At 73.5% G+C, this 19,834-nt stretch carries 17 protein-coding genes; 9 read left to right on the top strand and 8 right to left on the bottom strand.

Translation table 11 applies throughout. The features are described 5' to 3' along the window. Positions 1-89 precede the first annotated feature (89 nt). Positions 90-338 carry a type B 50S ribosomal protein L31 gene (locus JOD46_RS11345; RefSeq protein ID WP_204394350.1) on the top strand — a complete coding sequence of 83 codons (249 nt, stop codon included), beginning with the start codon at positions 90-92 and terminating at the stop codon, positions 336-338. A 70-nt stretch (positions 339-408) separates the two neighbouring features. Here JOD46_RS11345 and JOD46_RS11340 read toward each other — a convergent pair whose 3' ends face one another. After that, a complete protein-coding gene (locus JOD46_RS11340; RefSeq protein WP_204394342.1) occupies positions 409-900 on the bottom strand; it encodes a hypothetical protein in 492 nt (163 codons plus the stop codon). A 50-nt stretch (positions 901-950) separates the two neighbouring features. Continuing rightward, positions 951-1,652 (bottom strand): exonuclease domain-containing protein, encoded by a 702-nt coding sequence (locus JOD46_RS11335; RefSeq protein ID WP_204394340.1) that lies wholly within the window; start codon positions 1,650-1,652, stop codon positions 951-953. Between the two features lie 61 nt (positions 1,653-1,713). On the opposite strand from JOD46_RS11335, the gene JOD46_RS11330 reads away from it, so the two are divergent. Together JOD46_RS11330 and JOD46_RS11325 are read left to right on the top strand one after the other, a co-directional pair. Further along, on the top strand, positions 1,714-2,628 hold the full coding sequence (locus JOD46_RS11330) for an alpha/beta fold hydrolase (RefSeq protein ID WP_372432486.1): 915 nt from the start codon (positions 1,714-1,716) through the stop codon (positions 2,626-2,628). After that, positions 2,625-3,719 carry a glycosyltransferase family 4 protein gene (locus JOD46_RS11325; RefSeq protein WP_204394336.1) on the top strand — a complete coding sequence of 365 codons (1,095 nt, stop codon included), beginning with the start codon at positions 2,625-2,627 and terminating at the stop codon, positions 3,717-3,719. The genes JOD46_RS11330 and JOD46_RS11325 overlap by 4 nt, the downstream gene beginning before the upstream one ends. A gap of 37 nt (positions 3,720-3,756) precedes the next feature. Here JOD46_RS11325 and JOD46_RS11320 read toward each other — a convergent pair whose 3' ends face one another. Next, a complete protein-coding gene (locus JOD46_RS11320) occupies positions 3,757-4,539 on the bottom strand; it encodes a Sir2 family NAD-dependent protein deacetylase (RefSeq protein WP_204396559.1) in 783 nt (260 codons plus the stop codon). Between the two features lie 144 nt (positions 4,540-4,683). Here JOD46_RS11320 and JOD46_RS11315 point away from each other — a divergent pair, with 144 nt between their 5' ends. Beyond that, positions 4,684-5,481 (top strand): TrmH family RNA methyltransferase, encoded by a 798-nt coding sequence (locus tag JOD46_RS11315; protein ID WP_204394333.1) that lies wholly within the window; start codon positions 4,684-4,686, stop codon positions 5,479-5,481. A gap of 23 nt (positions 5,482-5,504) precedes the next feature. Next, a complete protein-coding gene (locus tag JOD46_RS11310) occupies positions 5,505-6,797 on the top strand; it encodes a D-alanyl-D-alanine carboxypeptidase family protein (RefSeq protein ID WP_204394331.1) in 1,293 nt (430 codons plus the stop codon). Between the two features lie 77 nt (positions 6,798-6,874). On the opposite strand, the gene JOD46_RS11305 is transcribed toward JOD46_RS11310, so the two are convergent. Beyond that, positions 6,875-7,702, bottom strand: coding sequence for an SGNH/GDSL hydrolase family protein (locus JOD46_RS11305; RefSeq protein ID WP_204394329.1), 828 nt, complete (start codon positions 7,700-7,702; stop codon positions 6,875-6,877). 64 nt (positions 7,703-7,766) lie between these two features. Between JOD46_RS11305 and JOD46_RS11300 the strand changes: the two genes are divergently transcribed. Both JOD46_RS11300 and JOD46_RS11295 read left to right on the top strand, forming a co-directional pair. Then, positions 7,767-9,599 carry a DEAD/DEAH box helicase gene (locus tag JOD46_RS11300; RefSeq protein ID WP_307835013.1) on the top strand — a complete coding sequence of 611 codons (1,833 nt, stop codon included), beginning with the start codon at positions 7,767-7,769 and terminating at the stop codon, positions 9,597-9,599. Between the two features lie 97 nt (positions 9,600-9,696). Then, on the top strand, positions 9,697-11,115 hold the full coding sequence (locus JOD46_RS11295; protein ID WP_307835012.1) for an MFS transporter: 1,419 nt from the start codon (positions 9,697-9,699) through the stop codon (positions 11,113-11,115). Here the strand turns inward: JOD46_RS11295 and JOD46_RS11290 are convergent. Further along, positions 11,061-12,296, bottom strand: coding sequence for a trans-sulfuration enzyme family protein (locus tag JOD46_RS11290; protein WP_204394324.1), 1,236 nt, complete (start codon positions 12,294-12,296; stop codon positions 11,061-11,063). The two genes, JOD46_RS11295 and JOD46_RS11290, sit on opposite strands and share 55 nt — an antisense overlap. A gap of 110 nt (positions 12,297-12,406) precedes the next feature. Here JOD46_RS11290 and JOD46_RS11285 point away from each other — a divergent pair, with 110 nt between their 5' ends. Both JOD46_RS11285 and JOD46_RS11280 read left to right on the top strand, forming a co-directional pair. After that, positions 12,407-12,883 (top strand): Lrp/AsnC family transcriptional regulator, encoded by a 477-nt coding sequence (locus JOD46_RS11285; RefSeq protein ID WP_204394322.1) that lies wholly within the window; start codon positions 12,407-12,409, stop codon positions 12,881-12,883. 177 nt (positions 12,884-13,060) lie between these two features. Continuing rightward, a complete protein-coding gene (locus JOD46_RS11280) occupies positions 13,061-14,155 on the top strand; it encodes a VIT1/CCC1 transporter family protein (protein ID WP_204394320.1) in 1,095 nt (364 codons plus the stop codon). Positions 14,156-14,164: 9 nt separating this feature from the next. Here JOD46_RS11280 and JOD46_RS11275 read toward each other — a convergent pair whose 3' ends face one another. The 3 genes from JOD46_RS11275 to JOD46_RS11265 all read right to left on the bottom strand — a co-directional run bounded on the left by JOD46_RS11275 (position 14,165) and on the right by JOD46_RS11265 (position 19,827). Next, complete coding sequence (locus JOD46_RS11275) at positions 14,165-15,040, bottom strand: DUF3097 domain-containing protein (protein WP_204394317.1); 876 nt, start codon at positions 15,038-15,040, stop codon at positions 14,165-14,167. 90 nt (positions 15,041-15,130) lie between these two features. Then, a complete protein-coding gene (locus JOD46_RS11270) occupies positions 15,131-16,297 on the bottom strand; it encodes an MFS transporter (protein ID WP_204394315.1) in 1,167 nt (388 codons plus the stop codon). Positions 16,298-16,371: 74 nt separating this feature from the next. Further along, entirely contained in the window at positions 16,372-19,827 is a 3,456-nt protein-coding gene (locus tag JOD46_RS11265; protein WP_204394313.1) for an error-prone DNA polymerase, read from the bottom strand. Positions 19,828-19,834: the final 7 nt, after the last annotated feature.

The raw sequence follows: 19,834 nt of genomic DNA, 5'->3' as shown, positions 1-19,834 counted from the left end.
TCTGCTAGACTCGTGTTTTGGCCCGAAGGCCGCCAGCTTCCCTGCCCTGAGGCGGGGCGAACCCATCATCCGACCAGCGAGGATTCACCATGAAGTCCGACATCCACCCCGCCTACGACGCCGTCGTCTTCCGCGACCTGGCCTCGGGCGCCACGTTCCTCACCCGCTCGACGGTCTCGAGCGACAAGACGATCGAGCTCGACGGCCAGACCTACCCGGTCATCGACGTCGAGATCTCGTCGGAGTCGCACCCGTTCTACACGGGCAAGCAGCGCATCATGGACTCGGCCGGTCGCGTCGAGAAGTTCAACAAGCGCTTCAAGAACTTCGGCGCGTAAGGCGCCGAACGAGGGGCGGTCGACTCCGGTCGGCCGCCCTTCGTCGTCCCCGGGAGACCGCGGCACCCGCTCACGACGCGGCCGGCGGCCTCAGGTACCCGGTCGCCCAGTCGATCGAGGCCAACTGGGCCTCGTGCGCGGTCGAGCGGCCCGAGTCGAGCGCCTCGCCGATCTCGATCAGCTCCGCCGCCCCCACGGTGCCCGCGGCGTCGCCCACGAGGGCGCGGGCGCGATCGATGAGCTCGCGCACCGAGATCCGGTCGTGCAGCAGCAGCGCGCCGAGCTCGCGCAGCGCGAGGCGCACGGTGTCGGTCGCGCCCGCGTCGGGCATCTCGAGGCCGAGTTCGTCGAACGTGCGGCCGAGCACGGCGCGGATCTGCCACGGATCCTCGGCATCCGACATGCCGGCGAGTTCACGCAGCGCCGCCGAGTCGGCGCCGGCGACGATGAGGTCGACGGCGGCTTCGAGCACGGTGTCGACCGGGGTGTCGCCCAGGATCCACAGGGCGGTCGCGTCGACGAGGGCTTCGGTCTCGGACCGGTTCACGCGGGATGCCTCCATGACCCAAGGATTCCACGGCGATGCCGCGAACGCGACGGGCAACCGGGCGCTCAGCGCAGCGGCCACGCCCCTGAGGTCGTGAACTCGGGCTCGCCGTTGCGGCGGCGCCACTCCTGGTAGCCCTCGGCCTGCTCACGGCACCAGTCGACCTGGCGGGCGTGCAGTTCGGCGACCGCGCAGGCCGCGACCTCGGGGAACGCGCGCGCGATCGCCTGCGCGACGCGCCCGGCGGCGATCGCATCGGCTCCGGCATCGTGCGCCGCGAGCAGCTCGACGCCGTAGTGCTCGCACGCGGCCGTGAGCGTGCGCTTGCCGCGCCGATAGCGGTCGACGGCCTTGTCGATCACGAGCGGGTCGACCACGTAGCCGGGCCCGCGGAACGCCTCGTGCCCGTACCGCTCGGCCTCGCGGTGGAGCACCGAGAGGTCGTAGGCGGCGTTGTACGCGACGATCGGCAGGCCGCGCGCCGCGACATCCCGCAGCGCCCCGATGATCTCGGCGACCCCCTGCACGGCGGCGAGGCCCTCGAGGCGCGCGCGCTCGGTCGTGATGCCGTGGATGAGCGTCGCGGCGGTCGGGATCTCGACGCCCGGATCGACGATCCACTGCCGTTGCTCGAGCACCTCGCCATCGGGGCCGATCACGCCGACGTGGGCGGTGACGATGCGGCAGGTGTCGATGTCGATGCCGGTCGTCTCGAGGTCGAAGACGGCGAGGGTGTCGGCCCACGACGCGGCGGGGGAGTGCTCCATGCCGGTCACGGTATCCGCGCCCGCCGACAGCGCTCAGGCGCCGCGCCGTAGGATGACACGGATGATCGCCTCACCGTACGCCGACGACCTCGCGCGCATCCCGGTGCGCGAACGCCGTGCCCACGTGCACGGCAGCGACACCGCGTGGTGGGAGTACGGCGACCCGGGCGCGCCCGCGATCGTGATGGTGCACGGATTCCGCGGCGACCACCACGGGCTCGAGCCGATCGTCGCGAAGCTTCCGGGGTACCGGCTGATCGTGCCCGACCTGCCGGGCTTCGGCGAGTCCTCGCCGTTCGCCGAGGGGCCGCACGACATCGACGCCTACGCGGCGTGGCTCGGCGAGTTCGCCGAGGCGGCCGGCGTGACGGATGGCGCGGCCGCCGACGGACCGCGCGGGTGGGTGCTCCTCGGCCATTCGTTCGGCTCGATCATCACGTCGGCCGCCGTCGCCAGAGGACTCGCGCCCCGCGAGCTCGTGCTCGTCAACCCGATCGGCGCGCCCGCGCTCGAGGGCCCCCGCGCGATCATGACCCGGCTGGCGGTCGCGTACTACCGCATCGCGGCCGCGCTGCCCGAGCGGCTCGGCTTCGCCCTGCTGCGCAACCGGGGGATCGTGCGCGTGATGAGCGTGACCATGGCCAAGACCGAGGAGCCGGCGCTGCGCCGCTTCATCCACGACCAGCACGACCGGTACTTCTCGGCGTTCGGCGACCGCGACGCGGTGCTCGAGGCATTCGAAGCCTCCGTCAGCCATGACGTCCGCGAGTACGCGCCCGCGATCCACGTGCCGGTGCTGCTCGTCGCGGCCGAACGCGACGACGTGACGCCGCTGGCCGCGCAGCACCGGCTGCGGCCGCTCTTCGACGACGCCGAGCTCGCCGTCATCCCCGGCGTCGGCCACCTCATCCACTACGAGACGCCCGCGGAGGCCGCCGGGCGCATCCGCGAGTTCCTCGAGGGGGATGCCGCGTGAGGATCGTGTTCGACTGCCGCTACGTGCGCATCGACCACCACGACGGCATCAGTCGCTTCACGGCGGCGCTCGTGGCCGAGATCGGCCGGCGGCATCCGGTCACCATGCTCATCAGCGACCACCGCCAGCTCGCGAAGCTGCCCGCGCTGCCCTGGGAGCTCGTCAGCAGCCCGACGAGCCCGCGCGAGCCGTGGGTCGCCCGGCAGGTGCGCAAGCTCAGGCCCGACGTCGTGTTCTCGCCCATGCAGACGATGGGCTCGTGGGGGCGCGACTACGGCCTCGTGCTCACCCTGCACGACCTCATCTACTACGAGAACCGCACGCCGCCGCGCGACCTGCCCGCGTTCGTGCGCGGGCTGTGGCGCCTCTACCACCTGGCGTGGTGGCCGCAGCGGATGCTGCTGAACCGCGCCGACGCGGTCGTCACCGTCTCGGAGACGAGCGCCGGCCTGATCCGGACGCACCGGCTCACGAGGCGGCCCCTCACGGTCGTGCACAACGCCGCCGACGAACTCGGCACGCCGGAGCTGCCGCGCACCCGGCCGACCGCGAAGCACCTCGTCTACATGGGCTCGTTCATGTCGTACAAGGGCGTCGACACGCTCGTGCGCGCCGCCGCCCTGCTGCCCGACCACGAGCTGCACCTCATGAGCCGCATCTCCGATGAGGAGCGGCGCCGGCTCACCCGGCTCGCGCCCGAGGCGCGGCTCGTGTTCCACGACGGGGCGACCGACGCCGAGTACGCCGAGCTCCTGGCCGGCGCGACCGCGCTCGTGACCGCGTCGAAGGCCGAGGGATTCGGCATCCCGCTCGTCGAGGCCATGCGGTTCGGCACGCCCGTCGTGGTCACCGACATCCCGATCTTCCGTGAGATCGGCGGCGACGCGGCCGTGTACTTCCCGGCCGACGACGCCGACGCCGCGGCCCGGGCGATCGCGTCGCTCGACGAGCCGGGCGAATGGGAGCGCCGCTCCGCGGCATCCGCCGACCTGGTGGGTCGCTTCACCTGGAGTGCGTCCGCCGAGCGGCTCCTCGAGCTGCTGCTCGAGGTCGGCGAGGCGAACGGGCGCGCGGCGCACGCGCGGCGCTGACCCGGTCCGCAGAGCGAGCCGATCGCGACCCGCGCGGTCAGGCGACGAGCGCCTCCGCCATCGCCGTGAGCGTCTCGGTGGCGCCCGCGTCGAGCTTGACGGTCGCGCGCGCGTCGCCCTTCGTGACGCCGCGGTTCACGACGATGATCGGCACCCGCCGGCGCCGCGCGATCTCGAGCAGGCGCACGCCCGAGTTCACGACGAGCGAGGAACCCGCCACGAGCAGCACGTCGGCGCCCTGCACGAGCGAGGCCGCCTGCCGGTAGACGGGCGTCGGCACGAACTCCCCGAAGAAGACCACGTCGGGCTTGAGCACGCCGCCGCACACGGTGCATTCGGGGATCACGATCGCGTCGGGGTCGTCGACGTCGACGTCGCCGTCGGGGTTGGGGCGGATGGCGACCTCGAGGTCGATGTGCGGGTTGAGCTGCTCGAGCCGCTCGGCGATCGACTGGCGCGCGAACACCTGCCCGCACGAGAGGCACAGCACCCGGTCGGATGCGCCGTGCAGCTCGACGACATGCGTGCTGCCGGCCCGGCGGTGCAACCCGTCGACGTTCTGCGTGACCACGCCCGACACGACGCCGCCCGCCTCGAGCGCGGCCAGCGCGCGATGCCCGTCGTTCGGCTCGGCGGCGCCGAAGTGCCGCCAGCCGAGGTGGCTGCCCGCCCAGTAGCGCTTGCGCGCGCTCTCGGAGTTGAGGAACGTCTGGAACGTCATCGGGCTGCGCGGCGGCGCTCCCGCGCCGCGGTAGTCGGGGATGCCCGAGTCGGTGCTGACCCCCGCGCCCGTGAGCACGGCCACGCGAGCGCCGCGCATCAGGCCGATCGCCTCGTCGAGCAGGACGCCGCTCGGGGCCGGCACGTCGATCCCAGTGACCACGGGCTCTCCCTTCCTGCGGTGCTCCAGATTCTCAACGCCCGACGTTTCCGGATTGTTTCCGGCACCCGGCAGGCTTGACCCATGCGAATCGAACACGTGCGGGACGCCGCGACCGACGCCGTCGCCGACTACGCCAGTCTGACGGATGTGGCGCTGCGCAGCATCACCGAACCGGAGCGCGGCATCTTCATCGCCGAGTCGGCCAAGGTGATCCGCCGGGCCCTCGACGCCGGATGCGTGCCCCGCTCGGTGCTCATGGAGGAGAAGTGGCTGCCCGGCCTGCAGGCCGCGCTCGAGCCGTTCGACATCCCCGTGCACCTCGCCGACCCCGCCCAGCTCGAGGCGATCACGGGCTACCGCGTGCACCGCGGCGCGCTCGCCGCGTTCGAGCGGCCCGCCCTGCCCGACCCCGGCGTGCTGCTCGCGGCGTCTCGGCGCGTCGCGATCCTCGAGGACATCGTCGACCACACCAACGTCGGCGCGATCTTCCGCTCGGTCGCCGCGCTCGGCGCCGATGCGGTGCTCGTGACGCCGCGGTGCGCCGACCCGCTCTACCGGCGCAGCGTGCGGGTGAGCATGGGCACCGTGTTCCAGGTGCCGTGGACCCGGCTCCCCGAGTGGCAGGCGGCGCGCGAGCTGCTCACCGGGCACGGCTTCCGCGTGGCCGCCCTCGCCCTGAGCGACGACGCGGTCACGATGCGCCAGCTCGCCGCCGATCCGCCCGAGCGCCTCGCGCTGGTGCTCGGCGCCGAGGGCGATGGGCTCTCGCGGCAGGCGCTCGCGGCCGCCGACACCGTCGTCACCATCCCCATGGCGCACGGCGTCGATTCGCTGAACGTCGCGGCGGCCGCGGCCGTCGCGTTGTACGCGCTCGCATAGCTCCGCTGGGTATCCTGCAACGGATGGCTCGAACACCCGCCCCGGCCCCTCCCGCCCCGGCCGCTCTCACCGCAGACCGGTCGCCCCGCCCCTCCGCGCGGGTGTACCGCCGTCGCCGGTTCGTCGTCTTCGGCACCCTCGGCATGCTCCTCGCGGGGCTCGTGGGCGGCGGTGCGTACGCCACCACGACGCTCGGCGCCCCCGTGCCCGCCGCCGCGCCGGCCGTCATCGACCCGGCGCCCCTCGCCGCGGCGCCCCAGGTCGTCGACCAGCCCGACTTCGGGGCGTGGGCCGTCGGCGCCGTCGGCTTCGACGGCACGCTGGCCGCGGGGAACGAGGCGTCGTCCATGCCGATCGCGAGCATCGCGAAGGTCGTCACATCGCTCGTGCTGCTCGAGCAGCACCCGATCCCGGCGGGCGAGGGCGGCCCCGACATCCGGTACACCGATGCCGACGTCGCGATCTACTGGGACATGGTCGCCCAGAACGGCTCCGTCGCTCCGGTGGTGCCAGGCTCGACACTGAGCCTCAAGGAGAGCCTCGAGGCGATGCTCCTGCCCTCGGGCAACAACTACGCGAACTCGCTCGCCGTCTGGGGCTTCGGGTCCGTCGACGCCTACGTCGAGCGGGCGAACGCGTGGGCGGACGAGCACGGCCTGTCGACGCTGCGGATCGCCGACCCGAGCGGGCTCTCGCTCGAGAACACGGCGAGCGCGACCGACCTGGTGCGGCTCGGGCAGCTCGCGCTCGAGGAGCCGACCCTCGCCGACATCGTCGCGACCAAGCAGGTCGACATCCCCGAGCTCGGCACCCTGAAGAACTCGAACAAGCTGCTCGGCACGCACGGCGTCGACGGGATCAAGACCGGCACGACGGATGACGCGGCGAACCTGCTGTTCTCGGCCGACGTCGCGGTCGGCTCGTCGTCGGTGACGATCGTCGGCGTGCTGCTCGGCGGCGCGAACCATCCGGCGGTGCGACAGGCCATCGCCGAGATGATCGACACCATCGCGCCCGGCTTCCACGAGGTGGTCGCTGTGAAGGCCGGCACCGAGCTGGCCACCTACTCGACTCCGTGGGGCGACACCGCCTCGGCTCGCACCTCCGAGTCGGCGAGCGTCGTCGTGTGGTCCGACACGCCGGTGGACGTCTCGGTCGACGCCGAGCCCATCCGGCTCGCGCAGGACGGCTCCGACGTCGGCACCGCCGTGGTCACCGCGGGCACGCAACGCATCGAGGTGCCGCTCGTGCTCGACGGCACCGTCGACGATCCGGGCACGTGGTGGCGGCTGACCAACCCCGGCGGGCTCGACTAGCGTCGCCGGGCGCATCCAACGCTGCTGGCGGGTTGGAGGAGGGCGCCATCCGGCGCGCCATCCTGCGAACTCGCGCGTCAGTCGGCGCCGGTGCTCGGCGGCTCGTCGGCGAGCGCATCCGCGATCCGCACGGAGTAGGGCCCGGCGTCGGGACGCTTGGCGGTGACGGAGTCGCCCGAGGACTGGTGCCGGATGCGGCGCAGCACCCATGGCACGAGGTACTCGCGCGCCCACGAGAGATCCTCGGTGCGCGCCGCACGCCACGACCGCACGGGCAGCGGCTCGGGCTTCATCGGCTCGAGGTCGTTCTCGACGTTGAGGGCGCGCAGCACCATCCGCGCCACTTCGTGGTGCCCGAGCGAGTTCAGGTGCAGGCGGTCGCGGTCCCACATGCGCTGGTCCTGGATCTCGGCGAGCGCCCACTGGTCGGCGACGATGCAGTCGTGCTTCTGCGCGATCGCGCGCAGGTTCTCGTTGTAGATCGCGACCTTGCCGCGGATGCCGCGGAACACGGGGGAGAAGCCCACGTCGACGCCCGTGAAGATCACGATCGTCGCGCGGTCGCGGGAGAGCCGCTCGATCGCGTACTCGAAGCGCGCCGAGATCTCGTCGGGGTCGGTGCGCGGCCGGATGACGTCGTTCCCGCCCGCGGAGATCGTGATGAGGTCGGGGCGCAGCTCGAGCGCGGGCTCGACCTGCTCGTCGATGATCTGCTGGATCAGCCGGCCCCGGATCGCGAGGTTGGCGTACGCGAAGTCGTCGGTGCCCTGCGAGAGCACCTCGGCGACGCGGTCGGCCCAGCCGCGGTGGCCGCCGGGCGAGCCGGGCTCGGGGTCGCCGATGCCCTCCGTGAACGAGTCGCCGATCGCGACGTACCTCGACCAGGGGTGCTGCTGGGTGACCATCCCTCCATTCTGCACAGCCCGCCGACTGGCCGTGTGTCAGTCGGCTCGGGTAGCCTCCCATCCAGTGAGCACCGCGACCCCTTCCGGCCCCCACCTGCCGGGCACCTCGGCCGCCGAGCACCTCTCACCGTCGTTCCCCGCCCGCGCGCCCTGGGGCACCGCCTCCAAGCTGCGCGCCTGGCAGGCCGAGGCCCTCGACCGCTACTTCGAGACCGAGCCGCGCGACTTCCTCGCCGCCGCCACGCCCGGCGCAGGCAAGACCACCTTCGCGCTGCGCCTCGCCGCCGAGCTGCGCGCCCGACGCACCATCGACCGCATCACCGTGGTCGCCCCGACCGACCACCTCAAGCGCCAGTGGGCGGATGCTGCGGCGCGCGCCGGCATCCGGCTCGACCCGGGCTTCCGCAACGCCCACGGCCGCAGCGCCCGGCACTACCACGGCGTGGCCGTGACCTACGCGCAGGTCGCGGTGCGGCCGGCGCTGCACCGCGAGCTGACCCTCTCCGGGCGCACGCTCGTGATCCTCGACGAGGTGCACCACGGTGGCGACACGCTGTCGTGGGGCGACGCCATCCGCGAGGCCTTCGAGCCCGCAACCCGCCGTCTCTCGCTGACGGGCACGCCGTTCCGCAGCGACACCGCGCCGATCCCGTTCGTGCACTACGAGCCCGACGCGCAGGGCATCCGCGTCTCGAGCACCGACTACGACTACGGCTACGGCCGCGCGCTCGCCGACGGCGTCGTGCGCCCCGTGATCTTCATGGTCTACGCCGGCAGCATGCGCTGGCGCACCAAGGCCGGCGACGAGATGGAGGCGCGGCTCGGTGAGGACGCCACGAAGGACATCCACTCGGCCGCGTGGCGCACGGCGCTCGAGCCGACCGGGGAGTGGATCCCGTCGGTGCTGCAGGCCGCCGACCGGCGGCTCACCGAGGTACGGCACGCCATTCCCGACGCGGGCGGGCTCGTGATCGCGACCGACCAGTCGGTCGCGCGCGCGTACGCCGAGATCCTCGAGGGCATCTGCGGCGAGAAGGTCACCGTGGTGCTCTCCGACGAGAAGGAGGCCTCGGCGCGCATCGAGGAGTTCTCGAACGGGACCAGCCGGTGGATGGTGGCGGTGCGCATGGTCTCCGAGGGCGTCGACGTGCCGCGGCTGGCCGTCGGCGTGTACGCCACGAGCTCGTCGACGCCGCTGTTCTTCGCGCAGGCGATCGGCCGATTCGTGCGCGCACGCCGACGCGGCGAGACCGCCTCGGTGTTCCTGCCGAACGTGCCGGTGCTCATGGCGCTCGCCTCCGAGCTCGAGCGCCAGCGCGACCACGCGCTCGACCGCCGGTCCGGCGACGGCGACGACGATCCCGGCCTCGAGGACGGCCTGCTCGAGTCGGCCAATCGCGACGAGAAGGCCTCCGACGAGCTCGAGGCCGAGTTCACGTGGCAGGCGCTCGGCTCCGACGCGACGTTCGACCGGGTCGTCTTCGACGGCACCGAGTTCGGCACGTTCGCCGAGCCGGGCAGCGACGAGGAGCTCGACTTCATCGGCATCCCCGGTATCCTCGAGCCCGACCAGGTGGCCGAGCTGCTCCGGCACCGCCAGGCGCGGCAGGCTCGGCGCGCGTCCGATCGGCGCAAGCAGGCGGCGTCCGCCGAGGCGGGCGGCGAGGGCGAGGAGGCCGGCACCGCCGAGCCCGTCGCGCTGTATCGCACGCTGAAGGAGCAGCGCTCGCTGCTCAACAGCCTGGTCGGTCTCTATGCGCGCCAGACGGGGCAGGCGCACTCCCTCGTGCACGCCGAGCTCCGCCGGGCGTGCGGCGGGCCCGAGGTCGCGCAGGCGACCGTGACGCAGCTGCAGGCCCGCATCGAGTTGCTGCGACGTCGCCTGTCGGGGCGCTGAGCCGGCGGGCCGGGCCGCTGACCCGGCGGGCCGGGCGTTGAGCCGGCGAACCCGACGCGGCGCCCGGCCGTCGGCGGCCCGGCGTAGCATGGCGCGCATGGACCGACGCATGCGAGTGCTCGTCATCGCGATCATCGTCGCGTTCATCGCCTTTCTCGACGGCGCGGTCATCAACATCGCCCTTCCCGCGATCGAGGGCGAGCTGGGTGGGGGGCTCGCCCTTCAGCAGTGGGCGGTCGACGCGTACCTGCTCACGCTCGGCTCGCTGATCCTCCTGGCGGGCTCGCTCTCCGACTCGTTCGGGCGACTGCGCATCCTGCGGATCGGGCTCATCGGGTTCGGCGTCACGTCGCTCGTGTGCACGTTCGCCGTCGATGGGGTCGTGTTCATCCTCGGCCGCGCGCTCCAGGGCGCCGCGGGCGCGCTGCTCGTGCCGAGTTCGCTCGCCCTGATCATCGCGACGTTCCCCTCGGCCGAGCAGGGTCGCGCGATCGGGCGGTGGACCGCGTGGACGACCAGCGCGTTCCTGATCGGGCCGATCCTCGGCGGCGCGCTCGTCGACGTGGTGTCGTGGCGACTCGTCTTCGCGATCAACGTCCTGCCGATCGCGGTCGCACTCGTGATGCTCCACCCGCTCGGCCGCGACGAACCGCACCCCGACCGCGCGCGCGTCGACTGGCTCGGCGCCGCGCTCGGGGTGGTCGGGCTCGGCGGCACGGTGTTCGCGCTGATCGAGCAGGGCCGACTCGGCTGGGCCGACCCGCTCGTGTACGTGCCGGCGGCGGTGGGCGTCGCCTCCCTCGTCGCGTTCGTGCTGTGGGAGCGCCGTGCGCCCGCACCCATGCTGCCGTTGTCGCTGTTCCACGCCCGCAACTTCGCCGCGGGCAACCTCGCGACGTGGTTCATCTACGCGGCGTTCATGCTCGGGCTGTTCGCCCTGCCGATCTTCCTGCAGGAGGCCGGCGGGTTCCCGGCGACGCTCGCCGGCCTCGCGATCCTGCCGCCGACCGCGATGCTCGTGCTGCTGGGGTCCTGGTTCGGCACGCTCGGCGGCCGGTACGGGCCACGGATCTTCATGACCCTCGGGCCGATCGTGGTGGCCGTGGGCTACCTGCTGACGCTCGCAGTCGACCTGCCGGTGCAGTACTGGTGGCAGGTGTTCCCCGGCATGGTGGTCGTGGGGCTGGGCATGGCGATGACCGTCGCCCCGCTCACGGCCGCGATCCTCGGCGCGGTCGACCCGGCGAGGGCCGGCATCGGCTCGGCGGTCAACAACGCCGTCGCGCGCATCGCGGGCCTGGTGTCGACCGCGTCGATCGGCGTCATCGTCGCTGGATCGCTCGACGCAGACGGATACCGGCGGGCAGCCGTCGCGACCGCCGTGCTGCTCGTGATCGGCGGCGCAGTGTCGTGGATCGGGATCCGCAACCCCGCGCCGCCGAGGGACGACGCCGGTTCGGGTCAGCCGACCGCGTCGGCCGACGTCGCGAGCTCCGACGATCGACCGAGGTCCTGAGGCATCGCCGCCGCGTCGAGCGCGGCCATGAGGTCGGCCGCGAGGTCGTCGACGTGCTCGAGGCCGATCGAGAGGCGCACGACGCCGCCGTCGGGCTTGGCGTGCGCCGCGACCGGGCGGTGCGTCAGCGACGCGGGATGCTGCACGAGCGAGTCGACGCCGCCCAGCGACACCGCGTGGGTCACGAGCCGGCACGCCTCCGTGAAGCGGCACGCGGCCTCGTAGCCGCCGGCGAGCTCGAGGGCGATGATCGAGCCCGGGCCGGCGAGCTGGCGGCCGATCAGGCCGTTCGGGTCCTGGCCCGGCAGGCCCGGATAGCGGACGCGCGCGACGGCCGGGTGCGCCTCGAGCCGGGCAGCGAGCTCCGCCGCGGTGGCCTGCTGGGCGCGCACGCGCACGGGCAGGGTGCGGATGCCGCGGTGCAGCAGGTAGGCGCCCATGGGATGCAGCAGCCCGCCGGTGAGCGCTCGCACGCGGCGGAACCGCTCGACCCACTCGATCGGCCCGGCGACCACGCCGCCCATCGCGTCGCCGTGCCCGCCGAGGTACTTCGTGGCGCTGTGCAGCACGAGCGTCGCGCCGTGCTCGAGCGGGCGCTGGAGCACCGGGGTCGCGAAGGTGTTGTCGACCAGCAGAGGAACGCGGCCCGCGGCATCCGCGACCCGGCGCAGGTCGACGAGCTCGAGCGTGGGGTTCGCGGGCGTCTCGACGATCACGAGGCCGGTCTCGGGGCGGATGGCGGCGGCGATCCCGTCGACGTCGGTCCAGGTCACCTCGGTGCCGAGCAGGCCGCTCTCGAGCACGTGGTCGGTGCCGCCGTAGAGCGGGCGGACCGCGACGACGTGCGGCGTGCCCGCGCTCGTCAGCGCGATGAGCGTGGCCGCGAGGGCCGCCATGCCGCTGCCGAACGCGACCGCGCCCTCGGCGCCCTCGAGGTCGGCGAGCGCGGTCTCGAACCGCGCCACTCCGGGGTGCCAGAGGCGCTGGTACACCGCCGAGCGGCCTTCGGTGAGGCAGCCGCCCGTCGCGAGCTCCTCGTACGACAGTCCGCCGTTCTCGACGTCGCCGAGCGGGTTGGTCGTGGAAAGATCGATCGTGGGAACGTGGGAGCCCTGCTCCCGCACTCCCTCCATCCCAGCGTGGACGGCACGGGTCTCGAGGTTCGACGTCGGTGTCAGCATGGGAGCAATGAAGCAGAATCTGTGACGTCGCTCAAGTCGGTGTGCAGATGCTTGCATATCGAACCTCACGCGCGCAGAATCTTCACCAGACCAGCGAAAGGGGCGGCCGTATGGCGCAGAAGCCGGAACTGGATCGCGTCGACCGGGCGCTGCTGTCCGCGCTGTCGCGCAACGCGCGCGCGTCGGGCGCCGCACTGGCCGCCGAGGTGGGGGTCGCCGAGTCGACCGTCTCCCTGCGCCTGCGCCGACTCCAGAGCCTCGGCACCGTTCGCGGCTACCACGTCGACGTCGACCTCGCCTCGCTCGGCGTCTCCCTGCAGGCGCTCATCGCCATCCGACTGGTGAAGCACGACCGCAGCGAGATCGACGCCTTCCGCAACGCCGTGCCGCACCTGCCCGGCGTGCTCGGCGTGTTCCACATGGCGGGCGCCGAGGACTACCTGCTCCACGTCGCCGCGCGCGACGCGGAGGAGCTGCGCGAGTTCGTGCTCGCCCACCTCACCGGCCACCCTGCGGTCGCGCACACCGAGACGAACCTCATCTTCGAGCACGTCGAAGGCGACGGCTGGCAGCAGCTCGTCGGCTGAGGGCGTGGCGTCGCGGCGGTTCGGGCGGCCGAAATGCTGCCAATCCGGTCGTTCGGCGGGTGTGCGCGCCATCCGTGCCGCTAGCCTTTCGAAGGCCCCGCGGGGCCGACGCGACGAGGCGGGCACACCCGCCGCCGGCACCGGTCGCGGCCGGGCGCCCGCGACCGATGGAGCAGCATGACCGCCGACCAGCCCCAGGGCACCCCAGCCGACCGCGCCCGATGGAAGCGCTACATCGCCGACGAGCGGGCCGAGGCCGCGGTCTACCGCGAGCTCGCCGCGCGCCGCGAGGGTGAGGAGCGCGACATCCTGCTCGCACTCGCGGCCGCCGAGGGGCGCCACGAGGCGCACTGGATGGCGCTGCTCGACGGCGACCACGACGGCATCCCGCGCGCCGACGTGCGCACGCGACTGCTCGCAAGCCTCGCCCGGCGCTTCGGCTCGATCTTCGTGCTCGCGCTCGCGCAGCGCGCGGAGGCCCGCTCGCCGTACTCGAGCGATCCGCACGCGACCGCGGCCATGGCCGCCGACGAGCGCATCCACGGCGAGGTCGTGCGCGGGCTCGCGGCCCGCGGCCGCCGACGGCTCGCCGGCACCTTCCGGGCGGCCGTGTTCGGCGCCAACGACGGGCTCGTCTCGAACCTCGCGCTCGTGCTCGGCATCGGCGCGACCGGCGTGCCCGCGCCCGTCGTGCTCTTCACGGGCATCGCGGGCCTGCTCGCCGGCGCGCTGTCGATGGGCGCGGGCGAGTACGTCTCCGTGCGCTCCCAGCGCGAGCTGCTCGAGGCGTCCGCCCCGGATCCCGGGGCCCGCGAGGCGCTCGTCGACCTCGACATCGACGCCAACGAGCTCGCGCTCGTCTACCGGGCCCGCGGCATGGAGCCGCAGGACGCCGTCGAGCAGGCCGCGCTCGTGATCGCGCGCGTGCACGCCGCCGAGCGCACGCCCGCGCCCACCGACGCGATCGGCGCGGTCGAGCACGACGACGAGGCCGTCGGCACGGGCATGAGCGCCGCGATCTCGAGCTTCCTGTTCTTCGCCTCGGGCGCGCTGATCCCCGTGCTGCCGTACCTGTTCGGGATGTCGGGGCTCGCCGCGGTCGTCACCGCCACGGTGCTCGTCGGCATCGCGCTCCTGCTCACCGGCGCCACCGTCGGCCTGCTCTCGGGCGCGTCGCCGCTCAAGCGCGCCCTGCGGCAGCTCGCGATCGGCCTCGGCGCGGCCGCCGTCACCTACCTGCTCGGGCTCGCCTTCGGCACCTCGATCGCGTAGCGGGTCGGGTCAGGCCGTGGGCGGCGAAGTCACGAAGTCGATGAGTTCCTCCACGCGGCCGAGGAGGTCCGGCTCGAGGTCGCCGTAGCCGCGCACCTGGCCGAGGATCCGCTGCCATGCCCGCGCGATGTCGGCCTGCTCGGCGTGCGGCCAGCCGAACGCCGCGCACACGCCGTGCTTCCACGAGGTGCCGCGCGGGATCTGCGGCCACGCCTCCCGGCCGATCCGCGCGGGCTTCACCGCCTGCCAGATGTCGATGTACGGGTGGCCGACGACGAGCACGTGGCCGCGGTGCGGCCCGCGCATGACCGCGTCGGCGATCCGCTGCTCCTTCGACCCGGGCACCAGGTGGTCGACCAGCACGCCGACGCGGCGACCGGGTCCGGGGCGGAACTCGTCGAGCACGTCGTCGAGCACGTCGACGCCCTCCAGGTACTCGACGACGACGCCCTCGACGCGCAGGTCGGCGCCCCAGATCTTCTCGACGAGCTCGGCGTCGTGCCGCCCCTCGACGAAGATGCGGCTCGGCAGCGCGACCTTCGCGGCCCGCCCCGACTCCACCGCGAACGAGCCCGACGCCGTCCGCAGCCGGCCCGCGGGCGCCGCGGCCTTCGGGGCGACGAGTCGCACCGGTTCGCCGTCGACCATGAATCCGTGCCCGAGCGGGAACATGCGCGTCCGCCCGTGGCGGTCCTCGAGCACCACCGCCTGCTTCTCGACCCCGACGACCGCGCCGCAGTACCCGTCGGCGGCGAGCTCGACGACGAGGTCGCGGTCGGCCGGCACCTCGCGGATGGTGCGGCGTCCCGCGGCGCGCCAGTCGCCGGCGAGCACGTCCTCGCCGTAGCGGTCGGGTCCGAAGCGGTCGTTGGAGGCTGGGGGCACCGGATGAGGGTACCGACGGCGGCGCCCCGCGCGGCGGCGACACGTCGGGCCGTGACCACGCGTCGGCAGGGACCCGGCCGGGTCGGGCGATCAGGCCGCCTGCGGTCGCGCGCGCCGCGCGAGGTGCAGCGTCCAGGCGCCGCCCGCGAGCGCGACGCCCGCCGCCGCGGCGAAGGCCCACGGGATCCCGTACGGCTCCGCGAGGAAGCCGAGCAGGATGGGTCCGATGCCGAGGCCGAGGTCGAGCGCCGCAGACGCGGTGCCCGACGCGGTGCCGCGCTCGGCGGGCGACGCGGTCGCGAAGATCGCCGAGAAGAACGCGGGCGTGCTGAACGTGATGCCGACCGCGAGCACCACCACGCCCACCAGCATCCCCGCCGGCGCCGGCCAGATCGCCACGATGCCGATGCCGAGCGCCATGACCGCCAGCGACGCGGCCGCGAGGGGGAGCGAGGGCAGCCGATCGGGGATGCGCGCGAATGCGATGCGGCACACGACGACCGTCCCGCCGTAGACGAGGAGGGCCAGGCTCGCCGGATCGAGTCCGATGCGGTGCGCGTGCAACGACGAGAACGCGAGGAATCCGCCCGACGCTGCGAGCGTGGCGACGAAGCCGAGTGCGATCGGGATCGCCGGCCGGTGCAGGATGCGTCGCGGCCCGTCGGCCGGCGGCATCGACTGCCGCGTCTCGCCGACTCGGAGGCTCAGGCCCGCCGCGACGACGGCCAGCGCGGCCGCCCCATACCAGGCCGCGGCGAAGCCCCATCGTTCGACGAGGATCTCGCCGAGCGGCGGGCCGAACGCGATGCCGAGGTAGAGGCCGAGGGAGTTGTACGACAGCGCCTCGCCCATGCGGGACGGCGGCGCCAGGTCGGCGAGTGCGGCGAAGGCGGCGACGAAGAACGCCGCCTCGGCGACGCCGGCGAGCAGGCGCAGCAGCACGACCACGACGAGGTTCGCCGCGACCGCGAGCAGCGCGAGGCTCGCCGCCGCGACCAGCGCGCCGCCGATGAGCAGCGGCAGCCGACCGCGCCGGTCGGAGAGCCGCCCGGCGAACGGCCGGAGCGCGAGCGCCGAGATCGCGAAGGCGCCGTAGGCGACCCCCGCCGCGGCCTCGTCGCCGCCGAGCGGGCCCGTGACGTACACGGGCAGCGCGTAGATCGGCACGCCGACCGCCGTGAAGTAGGCCAGTTCGGCGACGCCGAGCGCGATGAACGCCGGCGTGAAGAGCCGGTGCTGCGGCGGCGTCGTGGTCACGGCTCACGCCGTGTTCCGGCGTCCGGCAGCGGATGCCTCAGCCACACGCTCACTGTACGCCCGCGGGCGGCGGGTCAGCGGAAGTCGCGCGACCGGTTGGTGGTCGACACGGTCAGCGGCTCGAAGCGGTCGGCGACGAGGTTGACCACGCCCTCGCGGGAGCGCTCGAGGATGCCGCGCACGACCATCGCGGGCGCCTCGCGCGCGATGCGGCGGTACCGCGTCCAGACGCCGACGCTCGCGATCACGTTGAGCGTGCCCGACTCGTCCTCCAGGTTCATGAACGTGATGCCGCTCGCGGTCGCCGGACGCTGACGGTGCGTGACGACCCCGCCGACCTCGATGCGCCGGCCCGACTCGGCCTCGCGCAGGCGGTCGATGCGCACGACCCCGCGCGCGTCGAGCCGGTCGCGCACGTGCCGGATCGGGTGGTCGTCGGGCGAGATGCCTGTGGCCCACAGGTCGTACACGACCTGCTCGGCGTCGTTGAGCATCGGCAGCAGCGGCGGCTGCACCACGACGACCGCGCCGGGCAGGAAGTCGGCGCGGTCCTGCGCGGCTTCGCCCGCGAGCCACAGCGCCTGGCGCGGCTGCAGGTCGAAGCACTCGAACGCGCCGGCCGCGGCGAGCGCCTCGAGTTGCGCGGCGTCGAGGTCGGCACGTCGCGACAGGTCGGCCATGTCGCGGTACGGGCCGTGCTGCTCGCGCTCGGCGACGATGCGCTCGGCGACCTTCGCGCCGATCGAGGTCACGTCGGCGAGCCCCAGCCGCACCGCGAACGCGCCGTCGCGGCGATGCTCGGCCGAGCGGTCGGGAGCGTTGCGATCGAAGTCGCCGACGGGCGGCTGGGTCGCGTGGGCGCACTCGGGCAGGCCCGTGGGGCGACGGATGCCGCTCACCCCCGCTGCGGCATCCGTCGCCGGCTCATCGGGGCCCGCCGCCCTGATCGGCTCGAGCCCGGCGTGCACGCCGGAGCGCGCGAGGTCGGGCCGGAGCAGCTCGACGCCGTGCCGGCGCGCGTCGGCCGTGAGCGTGTGCGGCGAGTAGAAGCCCATGGGCTGCGCGCGCAGCAGCGCCGCGAGGAACGCCGCCGGATAGTGCAGCTTCAGCCACGAGCTCGCGTACACGAGCAGGCCGAAGCTGATGGCGTGGCTCTCGGCGAAGCCGAAGTTCGCGAATGCCTCGATCTTCTCGTAGATCGTGTTGGCGACATCGGGCTCGATGCCGTTGCGCGCCATCCCGTCGTAGAGCTTCGCGCGCAGCCGCTCGATCTTCTCGACGCCGCGCTTGGAGCCCATCGCGCGGCGCAGCAGGTCGGCGTCGGCTGCGTCGCAGTCGCCCACCGCGACGGCCATCTGCATGAGCTGCTCCTGGAAGAGCGGCACGCCGAGCGTGCGTCGCAGCACCGGTTCGAGCTTGGGGTGCAGGTAGCTCACCTGCTCCTCGCCCGTGCGCCGGCGGATGTACGGGTGCACCGCGCCGCCCTGCACCGGCCCGGGGCGGATGAGCGCGATCTCGACGACGAGGTCGTAGAAGCAGCGGGGCTTGAGCCGGGGGAGCGTGCCCATCTGCGCGCGCGACTCGACCTGGAACACGCCGATCGAGTCGGCCCGGCACAGCATGTCGTAGACCGCGGGCTCCTCCTTCGGGATCGTCGCGAGCTCCCACTCCTCACCCGTGTGCTCGCGCACGAGGTCGAACGTGTACTGCAGCGCGGCGAGCATGCCGAGCCCGAGGAGGTCGAACTTCACGAGGCCCATCCACGCGCAGTCGTCCTTGTCCCACTGCAGCACGGTGCGGTGCTCCATGCGCGCGTGCTCGATCGGGCACACCTCGCCGACTGGCCGGTCGGTGAGCACCATGCCGCCCGAGTGGATGCCGAGGTGTCGCGGGAAGGTCAGCAGCTGCTCGGCGAGCTCGACGACGGCGTCGGGGATGTCGTGGTCCTGCGTCTCGACGACGGCGCCCCACCGCTCGACCTGGCGCGACCACGCATCCTGCTGGCCGGTCGAGTAGCCGAGCGCCTTCGCCATGTCGCGCACCGCGCCCTTGGGGCGATAGCTGATGACGTTCGCGACCTGCGCGGCGTTGTGCCGGCCGTACTTGCCGTAGACGTACTGGATGATCTCCTCCCGGCGGTCGGAGTCGAAGTCGACGTCGATGTCGGGCTCCTCGTCGCGCAGCGACGACAGGAACCGCTCGAACGGCAGCTCGTAGAAGATCGAGTCGACGCCCGTGATGTCGAGCACGTAGCAGACCGCCGAGTTGGCCGCCGAGCCGCGACCCTGGCACAGGATGCCGCGCCGGCGTGCCTCCTGCACGAGGTCGTGCACGATGAGGAAGTAGCCCGGGAAGTCCTTCTGCTCGATCACGTCGAGCTCCTTCGCGAGCCGTTCGCGCACGTGCCCGGGCATGCCCGGGTAGCGGCGGTCGGCGCCCGCCCACACGAGCTCGCGCAGCCACGACATGGGCGTGTGCCCCTCGGGCACCTCCTGCCGGGGCAGCTTCGGCCGGGCGCTGCGCAGCCGGAACGACAGGTCGCGCGCGAGCGTCACCGAGTGGGCGACCGCGCCGGGATAGCGGTCGAAGCGTGCGAGCATCTCGGCGCCCGAGCGCAGGTGCAGGCCGTCGGTGGCCGGCAGCCAGCCGTCGAGCTCGTCGAGGCTGCGCCGGGCTCGCACCGCCGCGAGCGCCGACGCGAGCCGATGCTCGCCGGGCGTCGCGTAGTGCACCGCGTTCGTCGCGAGCACGGGCACACGGGCCCGGGCGGCGAGCTCCGCGAGCGCGTCGTTGCGCACCTGGTCCATCGGGTCGCCGTGGTCGGTGAGCTCGACGACGACGTGGTCGCGCCCGAACAGCGCGACGAGCCGGTCGAGTTCGCGCCATGCGGCATCCGCCCCGCCCTCGCCCGCGAGCGCCCGGCGCACAGCCCCCTTGCGGCACCCCGTCGAGACCACCCAGTGGCCGTCGGCGCGCGCGGCGAGGTCGTCGAGGTCGTACACCGGGCGGCCCTTCTCACCGCCGGCGAGCTGGCCGGCGGTGATCGCCGACGCGAGCCGGTGGTAGCCCTCCTCGCGCGCCGCGAGCACGAGCAGGTGGTCGCCCTCGGGGTCGGCCGCGCCCATCTGCGGCTCGGTGAGCCCGAACGAGAGCTCGGCGCCGAAGACCGTGTCGAGCTCGGGGTAGCTCTCGGCGGCCTCCGCGAAGCGCACGACGCCGTAGAAGCCGTCGTGGTCGGTGATCGCGATGCCGCTGAGGCCGAGCCGGTGCGCCTCCTCGACGAGCCGCTCGGGGCCCGACGCGCCGTCGAGGAAGCTGAACGTCGAATGCGCGTGCAGCTCGGCGTACGGCACGACGGGGCCGACCGGCCGCTCGTCGGCGTGCGACGACGGGCGGTACGGATGGCGCTTGCGGCTCCATCCGGGGCTGTCGCCGCCGTCGGCCACGACCTTCGAGGCGCTCGGCCGCTGCCGGTCGGAGAGCCGCCGCTCCAGCTCCGACCACGGGATCTCGGGGTTGTTCCAGCCCATCGCCCGC

The organism is Agromyces aurantiacus, assembly GCF_016907355.1.
Taxonomy (GTDB): Bacteria; Actinomycetota; Actinomycetes; order Actinomycetales; family Microbacteriaceae; genus Agromyces; species Agromyces aurantiacus.
This window is presented reverse-complemented; position numbering and strand designations above follow the sequence as displayed.

Bases quoted from the DNA above. Each gene is read 5' to 3' on its own strand.
- JOD46_RS11345 (WP_204394350.1), top strand. From the start codon at position 90: ATGAAGTCCGACATCCACCCCGCCTACGACGCCGTCGTCTTCCGCGAC.
- JOD46_RS11340 (WP_204394342.1), bottom strand. From the start codon at position 900: ATGGAGGCATCCCGCGTGAACCGGTCCGAGACCGAAGCCCTCGTCGAC.
- JOD46_RS11335 (WP_204394340.1), bottom strand. From the start codon at position 1,652: ATGGAGCACTCCCCCGCCGCGTCGTGGGCCGACACCCTCGCCGTCTTC.
- JOD46_RS11330 (WP_372432486.1), top strand. From the start codon at position 1,714: ATGATCGCCTCACCGTACGCCGACGACCTCGCGCGCATCCCGGTGCGC.
- JOD46_RS11320 (WP_204396559.1), bottom strand. From the start codon at position 4,539: ATGCGCGGCGCTCGCGTGGCCGTGCTCACGGGCGCGGGGGTCAGCACC.
- JOD46_RS11315 (WP_204394333.1), top strand. From the start codon at position 4,684: ATGCGAATCGAACACGTGCGGGACGCCGCGACCGACGCCGTCGCCGAC.
- JOD46_RS11310 (WP_204394331.1), top strand. From the start codon at position 5,505: ATGGCTCGAACACCCGCCCCGGCCCCTCCCGCCCCGGCCGCTCTCACC.
- JOD46_RS11305 (WP_204394329.1), bottom strand. From the start codon at position 7,702: ATGGTCACCCAGCAGCACCCCTGGTCGAGGTACGTCGCGATCGGCGAC.
- JOD46_RS11295 (WP_307835012.1), top strand. From the start codon at position 9,697: ATGGACCGACGCATGCGAGTGCTCGTCATCGCGATCATCGTCGCGTTC.
- JOD46_RS11290 (WP_204394324.1), bottom strand. From the start codon at position 12,296: ATGCTGACACCGACGTCGAACCTCGAGACCCGTGCCGTCCACGCTGGG.
- JOD46_RS11285 (WP_204394322.1), top strand. From the start codon at position 12,407: ATGGCGCAGAAGCCGGAACTGGATCGCGTCGACCGGGCGCTGCTGTCC.
- JOD46_RS11280 (WP_204394320.1), top strand. From the start codon at position 13,061: ATGACCGCCGACCAGCCCCAGGGCACCCCAGCCGACCGCGCCCGATGG.
- JOD46_RS11265 (WP_204394313.1), bottom strand. From the start codon at position 19,827: ATGGGCTGGAACAACCCCGAGATCCCGTGGTCGGAGCTGGAGCGGCGG.